Consider the following 16157-nt stretch of genomic DNA (forward strand, 5'->3'; position numbering starts at 1 on the left):
GTGCGGGAATCCCCCGCGGGTTCCCGCACTTCGCGCTCACTCAGCGGTGGGGTTGGGTGCGCGGGCCGGGATGGCGCCGTGCCGAGCCCCGTCCCGAAGCGCCCGCCCCTGCCCCGGCCCCGGGGTGACGAGGCCCACGCCGTCGCCGCGTTCCGTGGCTACTGCACGGTAACTAGGCTCGGGCCCCATGACGACGTCGCTGCGCGGAACCACGATCATCATGTCCGGCGGCAGCCGGGGCATCGGCCTCGCGATCGCCACGCGCGCGGCCCGGGACGGCGCCAACATCGCCATCGTCGCCAAGACCGACCAGCCCGACCCCCGTCTCGCCGGCACCATCCACACCGCTGCGAAGGCCATCGAGGACGCCGGCGGCCACGCCCTGCCGATCGTCGGCGACATCCGTGACGACGAGACCATCGCCTCGGCGGTGGAGCAGACGGTGGCGCAGTTCGGCGGGATCGACGTCGTCGTCAACAACGCCAGCGTCCTCAACCTCAGCCCGTCGGTCGACCTCGACCCCAAGCGCTACGACCTCATGCAGGACGTCAACGTGCGCGGGACGTTCATGCTGACGCGGGCTGCGATCCCTCACCTGCTGGCGTCGCCGGACCCGAAGGTGCTGACGCTGAGCCCGCCGATCAACCTCGACCCGCGCTGGCTGTCCGGGCACCCCGCCTACACGATGGCGAAGTACGGGATGACGTTGGCAGCACTCGGGTTCGCACACGAGCTGGGCAGCAAGGGCGTCTCCTCGACCTGCCTGTGGCCGGCGACCCTGGTGGCCACCGACGCGATCGGCAACCTGCCGGGAGGCGACCAGATGGTCAAGGTGTCGCGCCGTCCGGAGATCGTCGCCGACGCGGCGTACGAGGTCCTGACCACCCCCGGTGGGGCGCTCAACGGCCAGACCGTCATCGACGAGGACCTGCTGCGCTCGCGCGGGGTCGAGGACTTCGCGCCGTACTCGATGACCGGCCGTGACGAGGGCCTGGCACCCGACCTGTTCCTCGGCTGAGGCGTTCGCTCAGAGCTCGGCGAGCCGGCCGGCGTCGAGGTGCCATCGGCGGGTGGCTCGCACGTCGGCCAGCATGCGCCGGTCGTGGGTCACCAGCAGCACGGTGCCGCCGAAGGAGTCCAGCGCCTGCTCGAGCTGCTCGATGGCCGGCAGGTCGAGGTGGTTGGTCGGTTCGTCGAGCACCAGGAGGTTGACCTCGCGGGCCTGCAGCAGTGCCAGCGCCGCGCGGGTGCGTTCGCCGGGAGACAGCGACGCCGCCGGGCGGTGGACGTGCTCGCTGCCGAGGCCGAACTTCGCCAGGAGGGTTCGCACCTCGGCGTCAGGCCACTCGGGCAGGGCCTCGCCGAACGCGCGGGCGAGCGGTTGCGGGCCGAGGAACAGCCCGCGGGCCTGGTCGACCTCACCCAGGCGCACCGACGACCCGAGCCCTGCGCTGCCCTCGGCGACCGGGATCGTGCCGAGGAGCGCCCCGAGCAGCGTCGTCTTGCCCGACCCGTTGGCACCGGTGATGACGACGCGGTCGGCCCAGTCGACCTGGGCGTCGACGGGCCCGAGGGTGAACTCGCCGCGGCGCACGACGGCCCCTGACGCCGAGGCCACCACCGAACCGGAACGCGGGGCGGCGGCGATCGTCATCCGCAGCTCCCACTCCTTGCGGGGCTCCTCGACGACTTCGAGGCGCTCGATCATCCGCTCGGTCTGGCGCGCCTTGGCGGCCTGCTTCTCGGAGGAGTCCACCTTGAACGCGGTGACGAACTTGTCGTTGTCGGACTTCTTGCGCCGGGCGTTCTTCACGCCGACGGTGGCCCAGTCACGCTGCATACGGGCCCGCTGTTCCAGGCCGCTGCGGGTGTCGGCGTACTCCTCGTAGGCCTCGCGCGCGTGCCGCCGGGCGACGGCCCGCTCGGCGAGGTAGCTGTCGTAGCCGCCCTCGTAGACGGAGACCTGCTGCTGGGCGAGGTCGAGCTCGACGACCCGGGTCACGGTGCGCGCCAGGAACTCGCGGTCGTGGCTGATGATGACGGCCGGGCTGCGCAGACCGCTGACGAACTGCTCCAGCCGCTCGAGGCCGTCGAGGTCGAGGTCGTTGGTGGGCTCGTCGAGGAGCAGCACGTCGTAGCGCGACAGCAGCAGCGCGGCGAGGCCGGCTCGGGCCGCCTGTCCACCGGACAACGCGGTCATGGGGGTGTCGAGGTCGACACCGAGTCCCAGTGAGGCCGCGGTCGCGTCGCTGCGCTCCTCGAGGTCCGCCCCACCGAGCGCCAGCCACGTCTCGAGCGCCACGGAGTACCGGTCGTCGGCGCCCGGCGCTGCGTCCGAGAGAGCCTCCGCCGCCGCGTTCATCGTCGCCTCTGCCGCGGTCACCCCGGTGCGACGGGCGATGTACGCCGCGATGCTCTCGCCGGCGCGCCGCTCCGGCTCCTGTGGCAGGTGGCCGACGGTGGCCGTCGCGGGCGCGAGCGTCACCGCACCGGCCTCGGGCTCGAGCTCGCCGGCGAGCAGCCGCAGCAGTGTGGACTTGCCGGCACCGTTCGCGCCGACGAGCCCGACGACGTCGCCCGGGGCGACGATGAGGTCGAGGTCGGCGAAGAGGGCGCGGGCGCCGTGGCCGGCGGCGAGGCCGGAGGCCTTGAGGGTGGTGCTCATGTCGGGTCCGACGGTACCGAACCCAAACCACCGTGCGGTCACGCCGGTCCTGGCGGGTGGCCCTTGGGCCTACCATCCGCACTCCGCTTCGCTCCGCGCTCCCGCCAGGCCCGCCACGGCCCTGCGGGCCACCCGCCAGACCCAGCGCGCGGGGTTGTGGGTTGGCCTCCTGCGCGGTGGGATGGCAACCATGACGACGCTGTCGCACACCGTGGGCGAGACCGAGCCGGCCCTGTTGGAGCAGACCATCCCCGACAACCTCGACGCGACCGTCGCGCGGTTCGGGGAGCGGGAGGCCCTCGTCGACGTCGCGCAGGGCATCCGGTGGACGTATGCCGAGTTCGGCGCCGAGGTGGACCGGCTCGCCAGGGCGCTGCTCGCCGCCGGGGTGGCCAAGGGCGACCGCGTCGGCATCTGGGCGCCGAACTGCGCGCAGTGGACCGTCGTGCAGTACGCCACCGCGAAGATCGGCGCGATCCTGGTCAACATCAACCCGAGCTACCGCACCCACGAGCTCGAGTTCGTCCTGGGCCAGGCCGGGATCTCCCACCTGTTCCTCGCCGAGTCGTTCAAGTCCAGCGACTACGTCGCGATGTTCGACGAGGTGCGCGACCGCTGCCCGGCTGTCGTCGGCGCCCACGTCCTGGGCCGGGCGAGCTGGGAGGCGCTCCTCGCCCGGGCCGACGAGGTGACGGACGAGCAGGTGGCGAGGGTGCAGGCGTCGCTCGACCCCAACGACCCGATCAACATCCAGTACACGTCGGGCACCACCGGGTTCCCCAAGGGAGCCACCCTCAGCCACCGCAACATCCTCAACAACGGCTACTTCGTCGGCGAGCTCTGCCGCTACACCGAGGCCGACCGCATCTGTATCCCCGTGCCCTTCTACCACTGCTTCGGGATGGTCATGGGCAACCTCGCAGCCACGACCCACGGCGCCGCCATGGTCATCCCCGCACCCGGGTTCGACCCCGCCGCGACGCTGAAGGCGACGGCCGACGAGCGGTGCACCTCCCTGTACGGCGTGCCCACCATGTTCATCGCGGAGTGGTCGCTGCCCGACTTCGCGTCATACGACCTGTCCTCGGTGCGCACCGGGATCATGGCCGGATCCCCGTGTCCCGCGACGATGATGACCAAGCTCATCGAGGCGGGGATCACCGAGATGACGATTGCGTACGGGATGACCGAGACCTCGCCGGTCTCGACGCAGAACCGCACCGACGACACCTTCGAGCAGAAGGTCGGCACCGTCGGCCGGGTCGGGCCGCACCTGGAGATCAAGGTCGTCGACCCCGTCACCGGCGAGACGCTGCCGCGCGGGGAGGCGGGGGAGTTCTGCACCAAGGGCTACTCGGTGATGCTCGGCTACTGGGAGCAGCAGGACAAGACCGACGAGGTGCTGGTCGACGGGTGGATGCACACCGGCGACATCGCCGTCATGGACGAGTCCGGCTACGTGCAGATCACCGGACGCATCAAGGACATGGTCATCCGCGGTGGCGAGAACATCTACCCGCGTGAGATCGAGGAGTTCCTCTACACCCACCCCGACATCCTCGACGCCCAGGTCATCGGTGTGCCCGACGAGCGGTACGGGGAGGAGCTGTGCGCGTGGATCCGCATGCGCGAGGGCGCTCAGCCGCTGGACGCCGAGGCGGTGCGCGCCTTCGCGAGCGGCAAGCTCGCGCACTACAAGATCCCGCGCTACGTCACGGTCGTCGAGGAGTTCCCGATGACCGTGACGGGCAAGGTGCGCAAGGTCGAGATGCGTGAGAAGTCAGTGGCCGACCTCGGCCTCGGCCGCTGAGGTCCCCCGGGCCGGGTGACTCGGCCACCAGAACCGGTCGCCCAGCAGGCTGACCACTGCGGGCACGAGCACCGAGCGCACGAGGAGGGTGTCGAGCAGGACGCCGAACCCGACGATCACGCCGATCTGCGCCAGCTGCACCAGGGGCAGGACGCCGAGCACCGCGAACACCGCCGCCAGCAGGATGCCGGCGCTGGTGATGACGCCACCGGTGACGGCCAGCGCCATGACGATCGACTCACGGGCGTGCGAGCCACCGGCCGCCTCCTCGCGGGCCCGCGTCGTGAGGAAGATGTTGTAGTCGACGCCCAGCGCCACGAGGAACAGGAACGCCAGAAGCGGGGTGCTGACGGCCAGCGGGGGGTAGTCGAGCAGGTGCTGGAAAGCGAACCAGCTCGCGCCCATGCTCGCGACGTAGGTGGCGACCACCGTGGCCACCAGGACCAGGGCGGCCACCACGGAGCGCAGCAGGAGCAGCAGGACCAGCACGACGATCCCGAGGATCAGGGGGAACAGCAGCCACCGGTCGCCGTCGGCCGTGGTCCTGGCATCGAGGGCCTCGGCGTCGGCGCCGCCCACGAGGGCGTCGGCACCGGGTACGGCGTGCACCGAGGTGCGCAGGGCGCGCACCTGGTCGAACGCCCTGGTCGTCCCCGGGGAGGCGTCGAGGACGGCGCTCAGCTCGACCAGCCGGTCGTCGCCACCGGACCGGCGGACGTCCTGCACGCCGGGCACCTGCTTTGCCGCCGTGGTGACGGCCTCCGCGGCCGACGCCTTGGCGATGATCGTGGTGGGCTCGCTCGTCCCCGCGGGGAAGGCCGCGGCCAGCTGCTCCTGGCCGACGACGGCCTCGGGCTTCTCGAGGAACTGCTCGTTGGGCGACTGCCCGACCGACAGGCTCAGGCCGCCCAGGGCGAGGGTGACCAGCACCGCGACGGCGGCGAGGCCGACGACCACGGGACGCCCGGTCACGGCGTCACCGAGCCGGCGCCACACGCCGGCGTGGCTGGGGTCGAGGGTGCCCACGCGGGGTACGAACGGCCAGAACAGGCGGCGGCCGAAGAGCACCATCGCGGCAGGCAGGACGAGCAACGCGTAGAGGAGCGCGACGGCGATGCCCATGGCACCTGCGTAGCCCAGGGACTGGGCGAAGGGGTCGTCGGCGAGGCCGAGGCTGAGCAGCGCGAGGATCACCGTGCCGCCGCTGGCGAGGATCGCCGGCGCGGCGGAGCCCAGCGCGGCGCGCATGGCCTCGTGGCGGTCCTCGGTGCGGCGCAGCTCCTCGCGGTAGCGGGCGATGAGGAGCAGGGCGTAGTTGGTGCCGGCGCCGAAGACGAGCACCGAGGTGATGCCGGTGACGGCGCCGTCGGCGCGGACCTCGCTGATGCGCGACAGCACGGTCAGGGCCTTGCTCGCGACCTGGTCGCCGGTGCCGACGACCGACAGGGGCACGAGCCACAGCCAGGGGCTGCGGTAGGTGATGAGGAGCAGCAGGGCCACCACCCCGGCGGTCGCGCCGAGCAGGCGGATGTCGGCGCCATCGAAGACCGCGCCGATGTCGGCTCCGAACGCGGGTCCGCCGGTGACGGTCGCGGTCAGTCCCTCGGGCAGGCCCTCTCGGACGGCCGCACGCAGGGCCGCGACGGCGTCGGAGTTGGCGCCGTCCGGCAGGTCGGCCTTGAGCGGCACGATGACGAGCGCGGTGCCCTTGTCCTCTGACAACTGGGGAGGGATGGCCCCCGCGGGAGCGCTGCCGCCCGACGCGCCACCGGGGGCCGCGCCGCCGCCCGACGCGCCATCGGGCGCGGCGCCACCTGCCGCGGCGGCGGTGGGTGCCCACTGCTTCACGGCCGCCACCGCCCGGTCGCGCGATGCCTCGACGGCCTTGACGTCGACCTCGCCCGAAGCGGCCTTGTAGACGACGATCGCCGGGGTGACGCCGCTGGAGGGGAGTTTCTCGCGCAGTGCGGTGACCTGGGCCGCCTCGGCGCTGTCGGGGAGCGAGGCCGCGGTCGTGGAGACGGCCTTGGGCTCACCGGCGAACGCGAACGCCGCCGCGGAGACGAGGACGGCGACCACGACGACCAGCCACTTCACCCGAGGTCCCACCAGCTTTCCGAGGACGCGTCCCGCCCCCGAGAACCCATGTCCGCCAGCCACGTCAGCTCCTTCGTCGTTCCCAGCACTTTTACCGAGAAATAGTTCTATCATGGAAACAGTAGCGTGCGGCACAATGTGCCGCGAGCCGAGGACCGTGCACCGCGCCGATCCCGAGAGAGGAGGACCGATGCCAGAGCCCGTCACTCCGGGCCCGTCCTCCTCACGGCTCGGCCGGCCGGGGCAGCCGCTGCACGGCTCGCGACCCCAGGGCCCGGCGCTGGCCCTGGAGATCATCGACGCCCTGCGCGCGTTCGCCACCGAGATGGACCGCTACATCGACACCCGCGGTGGGGCCGTGGGTCTGCACCGCACCGACCTCAACGCCCTGGCCCACGTGCTCGAGGCCCGCCGCTCCGGTGGGGAGCTGTCGCCCGGCGAGCTCGCCCACCGCCTCTCGCTCAGCCCGCCGGCCACGTCGGCCCTGCTGCGCAGGCTCGAGTCGGTGGGGCACGTGCGGCGCACCCACAGCGAGGTCGACCGGCGCCGGGTGGCCGTCGAGATGACCGACGAGGCGATGGAGGTCGCCGGCGGGATCTTCGGGCCGATCGGCGCCACGATGCGCGAGACCATCGCGTCGTACTCCGAATCGGAGCGCGAGACGGTCCTGCGCTTCCTCACCGATGCGGTGGGGGCTGTCGAGCGAGCCACCCACGCCGAGGACAGGGCCGAGGGGCCGCCGGGAATGCCTTGACGTGTCCCGTCGTTCAGTCGATAGTTGAATATTGAACGACAAGGAGAGTCGAGATGCCTGCTGTCACCGTCGCCGACCTGACCGTGCTCCCGCGCGTGCCCGCGCCGGCGCCCACGGCCGTCCAGCGCCCGGTCCGCGCCCTGTCCAGCGCCCCGGGTGGTCTCGAGGGTGAGGGGTTCCCGGTGAAGCGCGCCTTCGCCGGCGTCGACCTCAAGGACCTCGACCCGTTCATCCACATGGACGAGATGGGGGCAGTCGAGTACGCCCCGGGCGAGCCCAAGGGCACCCCGTGGCACCCGCACCGCGGCTTCGAGACGGTGACCTACATCATCGACGGGATCTTCGACCACCAGGACTCCTTCGGTGGTGGCGGCACGATCACCAACGGCGACACCCAGTGGATGACGGCCGGGTCGGGCATCCTGCACATCGAAGCCCCGCCGGAGCAGCTCGTCGTCAGCGGCGGCCTCTTCCACGGCTTCCAGCTGTGGGTCAACCTGCCCAGCGTCGACAAGCTCAAGGCACCGGCCTACCAGGACCTGCGCTCCTCCGAGGTCGGCCTGCTCACCTCGGCCGACGGTGGCACGCTGCTGCGCGTCATCGCCGGTGAGGTCGGAGGCGTCACCGGTCCCGGGTCCACCCACACGCCCATGGCCATGGTGCACGCCACGGTGGCACCGGGCGGCGAGCTCGTCCTGCCGTGGCGCAAGGACTTCAACGCCCTCGTCTACGTCATGAGCGGCGACGGCTTCGTCGGCCCCGACCAGACCCCGATCGGCCCCGGCCAGCTCGCGGTGATGGGCAGGGGCGACGCGCTGCGGGTGTCGTCGGCCCGCACCCAGCAGGAGCGGTATGCCGCCGGGCTCGACCTGCTCGTCCTCGGTGGCCTCCCGATCCGTGAGCCCGTCGCGTGGGCTGGGCCGTTCGTCATGAACAACCGCGCCGAGCTCGTGCAGGCGTTCGAGGACTACCAGGCCGGCCGGCTCGGCCAGCCCGTCCCGCACGGCGACGTGGGCGGCACCGCCTGACCCGTCGCCGGGTCGTCGGCTTCGCGCCCGTCCAGTCCGCGTCCTTCCACCCCGCGCCCGTCGTCCAGTCCGCGCCCGTCGTCCACCCCGTGGACGGCGGGCGCGACTGTGCTCACAGCTTGCCCCCACGGCGCGGGCTTTGCCCTTAGGTTGCTGTCCACGCGAGCCCAACGACGGGAGCAGCAGTGCTGATCGGTGTGCCAGCAGAGTCCAAGCCGGGCGAGACCCGGGTCGCCGCCACGCCCAGGACGGTGGTCCAGCTCGTGGCGCTCGGCTACGACGTCGCCGTGGAGCGCGCGGCAGGGGCGCACGCGTCCTTCGCCGACGACGCGTATGCCGCCGCCGACGCCCGCGTCGTCGAGCGCGACGAGGCGTGGGCCGCCGACCTGGTGATCAAGGTCAACGCCCCCACCGACGCCGAGATCGGCCTCCTGCGCCCCGGCAGCCTGCTCGCCTGCCTCATCGCCCCCGCCCTCGACCCGGCCCTGGTCGAGCGGCTGACCCGGGCGGGGGTGACCGCCCTGGCGATGGACGCCGTACCCCGCATCTCCCGGGCCCAGTCGCTCGACGTGCTCTCGTCCATGGCCAACATCGGCGGCTACCGGGCCGTCATCGAGGCCGCCCACGAGTTCGGCAGCCTCTTCACGGGCCAGGTCACCGCCGCCGGCAAGGTCCCGCCCGCCAAGGTCCTCGTCGTGGGGGCCGGAGTCGCCGGGCTCGCAGCGGTCGGCACGGCCAACAGCCTCGGCGCGATCGTGCGGGCCTTCGACGCCCGCTCCGAGGTCGGCGAGCAGGTCGAGTCGATGGGCGCGCAGTTCCTGCGCATCGACGTCGCCGACGAGGGCCCGTCCGCGACCGGCTACGCCAAGGAGATGGGCGAGGACTTCAACGCCAAGGCAGCCGCGCTCTACGCCGAGCAGGCCAAGGACGTCGACATCGTCATCACCACAGCCCTCATCCCCGGTCGGCCGGCGCCGCGGCTGCTGACCGAGGAGATGGTCGCCTCGATGAAGCCGGGATCGGTGGTCGTGGACATGGCCGCAGCCAGCGGGGGCAACGTGGCCGGCTCGGTCCCCGACGAGCTGGTCACCACCGCCAACGGCGTCAAGATCATCGGCTACACCGACCTGCCCGGGCGGCTGCCGACCCAGGCGAGCCAGCTCTTCGGCACCAACCTGGTCAACCTCCTCAAGCTGCTCACCCCCGGCAAGGACGGCCGCGTGGTGCTCGACCTCGACGACGTCGTCCAGCGGGGGATGACGGTGTGCCGCGACGGGGAGACCCTGTGGCCCCCGCCCCCCGTGCAGGTGAGCGCGGCGCCCGCGGCGACCCCTGCTGCCGCACGCCCTGAGCCCGCGGCCCCGAAACCGCCCCCGGACCCCCGGCGCAAGTACGTCGGGATGGCCCTGGCCGCCGTCCTGTTCGGGCTCGTGGCGGTGAGCTCGCCCTCGGTGTTCCTCGGCCACTTCACGGTCTTCGCGCTCGCGGTCATCGTCGGCTTCTACGTCATCTCCAACGTCGCCCACGCGCTGCACACGCCGCTCATGGCCGAGACCAACGCCATCAGCGGCATCATCCTCGTCGGCGCGATCCTCCAGGTCGGCAGCAACAGCCTGCTCGTGGCGGTCATCGCCTTCATCGGCATCGTCATCGCCAGCATCAACATCTTCGGTGGCTTCGCCGTGACCGGTCGCATGCTCCAGATGTTCCGGAAGGACTGACCCGACGTGACGCGCAACCTCGTCCAGGCGGCATACATCGTCTCGGCCGTCCTCTTCGTCCTCTCCCTCGCCGGGCTCTCGAAGCACGAGAAGGCCAAGGAGGGCAACGCCTTCGGCGTGACCGGCATGGTCATCGCCCTCGCGGCGACCATCTGGCTCGCGGCGTCGCAGTCCGCCAACGCCCTGCTCACCCTTCTGTTCGTCGTCGTGGCCATGGCTGTCGGTGGCTCGATCGGGCTCTGGCGGGCGCGGGTCGTCGAGATGACGCAGATGCCCGAGCTCGTGGCGATGCTGCACTCGTTCGTCGGCCTGGCCGCGGTGCTCGTCGGGTTCAACTCCTACCTCGAGGGTGGCGACGCCGGCACGGGCGTCACGATCCACCTCGTGGAGGTGTTCCTCGGGGTGTTCATCGGCGCGGTGACCTTCACCGGCTCGATCGTCGCGTTCCTCAAGCTGAGCGCTCGCATCCGGTCCTCGCCCCTGATGCTGCCCGCCCGGCACTGGCTCAACCTCGCCGCCCTCGTCGTGTCGGCAGGGCTCCTGGCCTGGTTCGTGGCCTCGCACTCGGTCGTCCCGCTGCTGCTCATGACGGTCGTCGCCCTGGCGTTCGGGTGGCACCTCGTCGCCTCGATCGGCGGCGGCGACATGCCGGTCGTCGTCTCGATGCTCAACAGCTACTCGGGCTGGGCGGCGGCCGCGGCCGGGTTCATGCTCGGCAACGACCTGCTCATCGTCACCGGCGCCCTCGTCGGCTCCTCGGGTGCGATCCTCAGCTACATCATGTGCAAGGCGATGAACCGGTCGTTCGTCTCCGTGATCGCCGGCGGGTTCGGGCAGGAGGTGTCGCTCGGGGAGGACAAGGACTACGGCGAGCACCGCGAGACCAACGCCGCCGACGTCGCCGAGCTGCTGCGGGACGCCTCCTCCGTCGTGATCACCCCCGGCTACGGGATGGCGGTCGCCCAGGCGCAGTACCCGGTCGCGGAGCTCACCTCGCAGCTGCGCAAGAAGGGCGTGGACGTGAGGTTCGGGATCCACCCGGTCGCCGGACGCCTGCCCGGGCACATGAACGTGCTGCTCGCCGAGGCCAAGGTCCCCTACGACATCGTCCTTGAGATGGACGAGATCAACGGCGACCTGCCGGGCACCGACGTGGTGCTGGTCATCGGCGCCAACGACACCGTGAACCCGTCCGCCGCCGAGGACCCCGGCAGCCCCATCGCCGGGATGCCGGTGCTCGAGGTGTGGAAGGCGCGCAACGTCGTGGTCTTCAAGAGGTCCATGGCCACCGGGTATGCGGGCGTGCAGAACCCGTTGTTCTTCAAGGAGAACAGCCAGATGCTCTTCGGCGACGCCAAGGAGCGGGTCGAGGACATCATCAAGGCCCTGTGACCATCGAGGGTTCGCTCTCGCACTGGCACCACACGCCGAAGGCCCGTCCTCGAGATCGAGGACGGGCCCACAGCGTCGGGGAGGGAGCTCAGCCGCTCGTGACGCTGGACTCCTTCTCCTCCCTGGCGCGCACCGCCAGGCGGCTGTTGCGGATGCCGTAGGTGAAGTAGAGCAGGAACCCGATGACCATCCAGACGAGGAACCGCAGCCACGTCTCGACCGACAGGTTGACCATCAGGTAGACGCTGATCAGGGCCGCGACGACGGGCAGCACCGGCGAGAACGGCACGGTGAACGACCGCTTGAGGTCGGGACGGCGGCTGCGCAGGACCGGGACCGCCAGCGAGACGAGCGCGAACGCCGACAGCGTCCCGATGTTGACCATCTCCTCGAGCTTGCCGATCGGCGTGAGGCTGGCGATGAGGGCGACCGCGGTGCCGATGATGAGGGTCAGGCGCACCGGGGTGCCGGTCCGGGGGTTGGTGCGGCCCAGGGCCGGGGGGAGCAGCCGGTCACGCGACATGGCGAAGGTGACGCGGGTGGCACCGATGATCAGCGTCATCACGACCGTCATCAGGCCTGCGACGGCTCCGGCGGCGATCAGGGTGGCGAAGCCCGGTTTCCCGACCGACTCGAACGCACTGGCCAGGGCCGCCTTCGGGTCGATCTTGTCGTACTTGACCATCCCGGTGATGACGAGCGTGGTGGCGACGTAGAGGACCGTGCAGATCACGAGTGAGGCGATGATGCCGATGGGCAGGTCGCGCTGCGGGTTCTTGGCCTCCTCGGCCGTGGTGGCCACGACGTCGAACCCGATGTAGGCGAAGAAGACGATCGAGGCGCCGGAGACGATGCCGAGGATCCCGTACGTCGTGGGCGTCAGCCCGAAGAGCACCTGGATGAGAGGGGCGGCCAGGCCCTCGCTCGCCTTGCCGGCCGTGGCCGGCGGGATGAACGGCGTGTAGTTGGACGTCTTGACGTAGGACAGCCCGGCCACGATGACGAACAGGACGATGAAGAGCTTGACCCCGACCAGCACGAGGTTGACCCGCAGCGACTCCTTGATGCCGATGGCGATGAGTGCGGTGAGGGCCGCGACGAGCACGAACGCCGGCAGGTCGAAGTGCGACCCCGGGGCCACCGAGGCCGGCACGGTGATGCCGATCTTCTCGAGGAACAGCGTCGCGTACTGCGACCAGCCCTGGGCGACGACGCTCGCGCCGAGCATGAGCTCGAGGAGGAGGTCCCAGCCGATGATCCACGCGACGAGCTCACCGAGCGAGGCGTAGGAGAACGTGTAGGCGGACCCCGAGACCGGGACCGTCGAGGCGAACTCGGCGTAGCAGAGGGCGGCGAGCCCGCAGCAGATCGCCGCGAGGACGAACGACAGGGCGATGGACGGCCCGGCGTAGTCGGCCGCGGCACGACCCGTGAGCGTGAAGATGCCGGCGCCGATGATGACGCCGATGCCGAAGACCGTGAGGTCGAGGGCGGTCAGCTTCTTCTTGAGCTGGAACTCCGGGTCGTCGGTCTCCTTGATCGACTGCTCGATCGACTTGGTCCTCATCACGGACATGCTGGGCGCCCTTCCGGCCGGCACTTCGCGGCCGCCTGGGGCGGCCCGGACGACAGACCACGGTAGCGGTGCTCGCGTGGCGGCGCCCTCCCGAGCGACGGGGGTGTCCAGTCCTGCGGGCGCTCAGTCCTCGTGGTGGCCCTGCCGGCCGTCGTCGCCGTGGTCGTGGCGGTCCCGCGGCCGCTCACGCGGCGGGTACATCGGGATGGGGCCGGTGTCGGCGCTGCGGTCGCGGGCCTGCAGGTCCGGGCTGCGGTAGAGCGAGCGACGCCGGGTCTCGGTGGGGTGCGTCTCGGTGTGGTGCGGCTCGTCCCACCCGGCATACGGGTCGGGCACCGTGGTCGCGGGGGCGGCGAGGTGCTCCCACGCCCGGTCGACGGCGTCGGTGTCGTGGTGGGCCACGCCGAAGATCTCCGCGCAGATGGCGCGGTAGTGGTGGTCGGGCTCGGGCACCCAGTTGACCTCGCGGAGCGCCTGGTCCTGGCCCGCCGACTCCATGACGAAGCGGCCGTACCCGAGCAGGCGCCCGGGCACCGAGCGCTCGTAGGACATGTCGGTCACCTTGGTCAGCGGCATCATCGAGACCTTGCGGGTGATGAAGCCGTAGAACAGCAGCAGCCGCTTGTCGGTGGCGACGAACCAGTCGTGGCGCCACTCGGCCACGAGGTAGAGCGCCCGCAGGACCAGGGCGAAGAACAGCCACCACACGACGGTGGACAGCAGGTGCAGCGAGCGCGGCACGCTGCCGTCGACCCAGAGGGCGACGGCGAACCCGGCCACCGCGCTCGCGACCGGCTCGGCCACCTTGCCCCAGTGCTGGTGCACGGCCGTGACCAGCCGTTCACCGTCGAGCAGGTAGCGGTCGAGCTCGGCGTGGCGGCGCTCGCCGGGGCCCATCTCGGCCTACCGGCCGAGCAGGGCGTCGAAGAAGCTGCCGATGTTGCGCACGCCGTCGGCGAGGATCGAGCCCGACGTCTTGACGATCTGGGCGGCCTGGTCGGGGGAGGTGAAGATCGCGTAGGCGGCGAACGCGACGAGGAGCCACAGCAGGATCTTCTTCACGCGGTTCATCGTCGTCTCCTTGGTCTGGTGGCCGGTTGGGGGCGTGGGGGCACACCGGACGGGCACACCTCGACGTCCATCGTGGCGGATCCGGCCGGGTCGCCGGGACAGGCGCGCCGCGCCGGGCGCGTCAGACCACGCCGGGCGCGCCGGGCAGGGCGCGTCAGACCACGCCGTAGAGGCGGTCACCGGCGTCACCGAGGCCGGGCACGATGTAGCCCTTCTCGTTGAGGCGCTCGTCCATCGCGCCGGTCACGATCTGGATCGGGATGTCGAGGTCGGCGAGCGCCTCCTCGACGTGCTTGACGCCCTCGGGGGCGGCGAGCAGCGTCACGGCGGTGATGTCGTCGGCGCCGCGGTCCGCGAGGTAGCGGATGGCGTCGGCGAGGGTGCCGCCGGTCGCCAGCATCGGGTCGACGACGTAGCACTGGCGTCCCTTGAGGTCGTCGGGCAGCCGGTTGGCGTAGGTGATGGCCTCGAGCGTCTCCTCGTTGCGCTGCATACCGAGGAAGCCCACCTCCGCACTCGGGAGGAGGCGGACCATGCCCTCGAGCATGCCCAGGCCGGCGCGCAGGATCGGCACGATGAGCGGCTTGGGGTTGGACAGCTTGATGCCCGTGGTCGGGGCGACCGGCGTCTCGATGTCGAAGGGCTCGACGCGCACGTCGCGGGTGGCCTCGTAGGCGAGCAGCGTCACCAGCTCCTCGGTCAGCCGCCGGAACGTGGGGCTGTCCGTGCGCTTGTCGCGCAGGTAGGTCAGCTTGTGCGTGATGAGCGGGTGGTCGGCAACGTGGACGCGCATAGGCGAAACTTAGCGCGTGACCTCCAGCAGCGGACCAGCCGCCGACGAGCGGTACGCCGCGTGGATGGGGCGGGCGCTCGAGCTCGCCGCGGAGGCGGGTGAGGAGGGCGACGTTCCGGTGGGCGCGGTCGTCGTCACCGCGGCGGGGGAGGTCGTCGGCGAGGGCCGCAACCTCCGTGAGGTCGAGGGCGACCCCACGGCGCACGCCGAGGTCGTGGCCCTGCGCGAGGCCGCGCGGCGTACCGGGTCGTGGCGCCTGGAGGGCTGCACCCTCGTCGTGACCCTCGAGCCGTGCCCCATGTGCGCCGGGGCGCTGATGCTCTCCCGGGTGGCCACGCTGGTGCTCGGCGCCTGGGACCCCAAGCTCGGCGCGACGGGTTCGGTGTGGGACATCGTGCGCGACCGCCGGGCCACGCACCGGATCGAGGTGGTCTCGGGGGTGCGCGAGTCAGAGTGCTCTCAGGTGCTGCTGGCATTCTTCGAGGGACGCAGGACGCCACGAGGGCCACGAGAGCTGGGAGCAGCACGATGAGCGGGGTGGTGAACAGCCTGGTCAACACGGTGCTCAGCGCCCCGCCGTGGCTGGTCTACCTCATCGTCGCGCTGGTCGTGTTCGCCGAGGACGCGCTGTTCGTCGGGTTCGTGCTGCCCGGCGAGACCCTGGCCATCATCGGCGGCGTCACCGCGAGCCTCGGGCACACGTCGCTGTGGTGGGTGCTCGTCGTGGTCATCCTCGCTGCGGTCATCGGCGACTCCGTCGGCTACGAGATCGGCCGGCTGTTCGGCCCCAAGGTGATGGGCCACAAGATCTTCGACCGCCGGCGCAAGCGGCTGGAGTCGGCGCAGGAGTTCCTGCGTCGCCGCGGCGGGTCGGCGGTCTTCCTCGGCCGCTGGACCGCCTTCTTCCGCGCCGTCATGCCGGCCCTCGCCGGGCTGAGCGGCATGCGCTACCGCGTGTTCCTGCCGTGGAACGCCCTCGGGGGTATTGCGTGGGGCGGCGCCGCCGTGACGGCCGGCTACCTCGCGGGCGAGTCCTACCACCGCGTCGAGAAGTGGCTCGGCACGGGAGCGGCCGTCGTCGTGGGCCTCATCGTGCTCGTCGCCATCGCCGTCTGGGCCATCCGCCGGCACCGCGCCGAGGGCCGCTCCGAGGCCGCCTGACGCCGCTCGGTCCGCTGACCAGCCGGGCCCGCCAGGCGGCCCGGTCGGCCGGGCTGATCGTTCACGCGCCGGCCACCTCGGCGAGGAGC

14 protein-coding genes are annotated in these 16157 nt (G+C 71.5%); 8 read left to right on the forward strand and 6 right to left on the reverse strand.

What is annotated here, in order from left to right; genetic code table 11:
* Positions 1-187: 187 nt before the first annotated feature.
* Positions 188-1018: an SDR family oxidoreductase gene (locus tag AB4Z02_RS04900; RefSeq protein WP_441969741.1), complete on the forward strand. Its 831-nt coding sequence runs from the start codon at positions 188-190 to the stop codon at positions 1016-1018.
* Positions 1019-1027: 9 nt separating this feature from the next.
* Here the strand turns inward: AB4Z02_RS04900 and AB4Z02_RS04905 are convergent, their stop codons facing one another.
* A complete protein-coding gene (locus AB4Z02_RS04905) occupies positions 1028-2665 on the reverse strand; it encodes an ABC-F family ATP-binding cassette domain-containing protein (RefSeq protein WP_441969743.1) in 1638 nt (545 codons plus the stop codon).
* A gap of 181 nt (positions 2666-2846) precedes the next feature.
* On the opposite strand from AB4Z02_RS04905, the gene AB4Z02_RS04910 reads away from it, so the two are divergent.
* The gene (locus AB4Z02_RS04910; protein WP_441969745.1) at positions 2847-4475 is read left to right on the forward strand and encodes an AMP-binding protein; all 1629 of its coding nucleotides are present in this window, start codon (positions 2847-2849) and stop codon (positions 4473-4475) included.
* Here AB4Z02_RS04910 and AB4Z02_RS04915 read toward each other — a convergent pair.
* Complete coding sequence (locus AB4Z02_RS04915) at positions 4446-6635, reverse strand: MMPL family transporter (RefSeq protein ID WP_441969747.1); 2190 nt, start codon at positions 6633-6635, stop codon at positions 4446-4448. The genes AB4Z02_RS04910 and AB4Z02_RS04915 overlap by 30 nt on opposite strands.
* A 127-nt stretch (positions 6636-6762) precedes the next feature.
* Here AB4Z02_RS04915 and AB4Z02_RS04920 point away from each other — a divergent pair, with 127 nt between their 5' ends.
* The 4 genes from AB4Z02_RS04920 to pntB all read left to right on the forward strand — a co-directional run bounded on the left by AB4Z02_RS04920 (position 6763) and on the right by pntB (position 11467).
* Positions 6763-7326 (forward strand): MarR family winged helix-turn-helix transcriptional regulator, encoded by a 564-nt coding sequence (locus AB4Z02_RS04920; protein WP_441969749.1) that lies wholly within the window; start codon positions 6763-6765, stop codon positions 7324-7326.
* Between the two features lie 53 nt (positions 7327-7379).
* A complete protein-coding gene (locus AB4Z02_RS04925; protein WP_441969751.1) occupies positions 7380-8354 on the forward strand; it encodes a pirin family protein in 975 nt (324 codons plus the stop codon).
* Positions 8355-8539: 185 nt separating this feature from the next.
* Positions 8540-10075, forward strand: a complete 1536-nt coding sequence (locus tag AB4Z02_RS04930) for a Re/Si-specific NAD(P)(+) transhydrogenase subunit alpha (RefSeq protein WP_441969753.1) — start codon at positions 8540-8542, stop codon at positions 10073-10075.
* Between the two features lie 6 nt (positions 10076-10081).
* The gene (gene pntB, locus AB4Z02_RS04935) at positions 10082-11467 is read left to right on the forward strand and encodes a Re/Si-specific NAD(P)(+) transhydrogenase subunit beta (protein WP_441969755.1); all 1386 of its coding nucleotides are present in this window, start codon (positions 10082-10084) and stop codon (positions 11465-11467) included.
* Positions 11468-11555: 88 nt separating this feature from the next.
* On the opposite strand, the gene AB4Z02_RS04940 is transcribed toward pntB, so the two are convergent.
* The 4 genes from AB4Z02_RS04940 to upp form a co-directional block, all read right to left on the reverse strand.
* Complete coding sequence (locus AB4Z02_RS04940; RefSeq protein ID WP_056882998.1) at positions 11556-13043, reverse strand: amino acid permease; 1488 nt, start codon at positions 13041-13043, stop codon at positions 11556-11558.
* 123 nt (positions 13044-13166) lie between these two features.
* Positions 13167-13940: a PH domain-containing protein gene (locus AB4Z02_RS04945; RefSeq protein ID WP_056882999.1), complete on the reverse strand. Its 774-nt coding sequence runs from the start codon at positions 13938-13940 to the stop codon at positions 13167-13169.
* 6 nt (positions 13941-13946) lie between these two features.
* Positions 13947-14114, reverse strand: coding sequence for a hypothetical protein (locus AB4Z02_RS04950; protein WP_200949212.1), 168 nt, complete (start codon positions 14112-14114; stop codon positions 13947-13949).
* Positions 14115-14268: 154 nt separating this feature from the next.
* Positions 14269-14907 carry a uracil phosphoribosyltransferase gene (gene upp, locus AB4Z02_RS04955; RefSeq protein ID WP_056883000.1) on the reverse strand — a complete coding sequence of 213 codons (639 nt, stop codon included), beginning with the start codon at positions 14905-14907 and terminating at the stop codon, positions 14269-14271.
* A 64-nt stretch (positions 14908-14971) separates the two neighbouring features.
* On the opposite strand from upp, the gene AB4Z02_RS04960 reads away from it, so the two are divergent.
* A complete protein-coding gene (locus tag AB4Z02_RS04960; protein ID WP_441969933.1) occupies positions 14972-15439 on the forward strand; it encodes a nucleoside deaminase in 468 nt (155 codons plus the stop codon).
* Positions 15436-16068, forward strand: a complete 633-nt coding sequence (locus AB4Z02_RS04965) for a DedA family protein (RefSeq protein ID WP_441969759.1) — start codon at positions 15436-15438, stop codon at positions 16066-16068. Before AB4Z02_RS04960 ends, AB4Z02_RS04965 begins: the two co-directional genes overlap by 4 nt.
* Positions 16069-16157: the final 89 nt, after the last annotated feature.

Origin of the sequence: Pedococcus sp. 2YAF34, assembly GCF_052114585.1 — a bacterium.
Taxonomy (GTDB): domain Bacteria; phylum Actinomycetota; class Actinomycetes; order Actinomycetales; family Dermatophilaceae; genus Pedococcus.

Excerpts from the sequence above, each read along its gene's own strand:
- AB4Z02_RS04905 (WP_441969743.1), bottom strand. The coding sequence starts at position 2,665 with ATGAGCACCACCCTCAAGGCCTCCGGCCTCGCCGCCGGCCACGGCGCC.
- AB4Z02_RS04960 (WP_441969933.1), top strand. The coding sequence starts at position 14,972 with ATGGGGCGGGCGCTCGAGCTCGCCGCGGAGGCGGGTGAGGAGGGCGAC.
- AB4Z02_RS04940 (WP_056882998.1), bottom strand. The coding sequence starts at position 13,043 with ATGTCCGTGATGAGGACCAAGTCGATCGAGCAGTCGATCAAGGAGACC.
- AB4Z02_RS04920 (WP_441969749.1), top strand. The coding sequence starts at position 6,763 with ATGCCAGAGCCCGTCACTCCGGGCCCGTCCTCCTCACGGCTCGGCCGG.
- upp (WP_056883000.1), bottom strand. The coding sequence starts at position 14,907 with ATGCGCGTCCACGTTGCCGACCACCCGCTCATCACGCACAAGCTGACC.
- AB4Z02_RS04950 (WP_200949212.1), bottom strand. The coding sequence starts at position 14,114 with ATGAACCGCGTGAAGAAGATCCTGCTGTGGCTCCTCGTCGCGTTCGCC.
- AB4Z02_RS04965 (WP_441969759.1), top strand. The coding sequence starts at position 15,436 with ATGAGCGGGGTGGTGAACAGCCTGGTCAACACGGTGCTCAGCGCCCCG.
- AB4Z02_RS04900 (WP_441969741.1), top strand. The coding sequence starts at position 188 with ATGACGACGTCGCTGCGCGGAACCACGATCATCATGTCCGGCGGCAGC.
- AB4Z02_RS04910 (WP_441969745.1), top strand. The coding sequence starts at position 2,847 with ATGGCAACCATGACGACGCTGTCGCACACCGTGGGCGAGACCGAGCCG.
- AB4Z02_RS04945 (WP_056882999.1), bottom strand. The coding sequence starts at position 13,940 with ATGGGCCCCGGCGAGCGCCGCCACGCCGAGCTCGACCGCTACCTGCTC.
- AB4Z02_RS04925 (WP_441969751.1), top strand. The coding sequence starts at position 7,380 with ATGCCTGCTGTCACCGTCGCCGACCTGACCGTGCTCCCGCGCGTGCCC.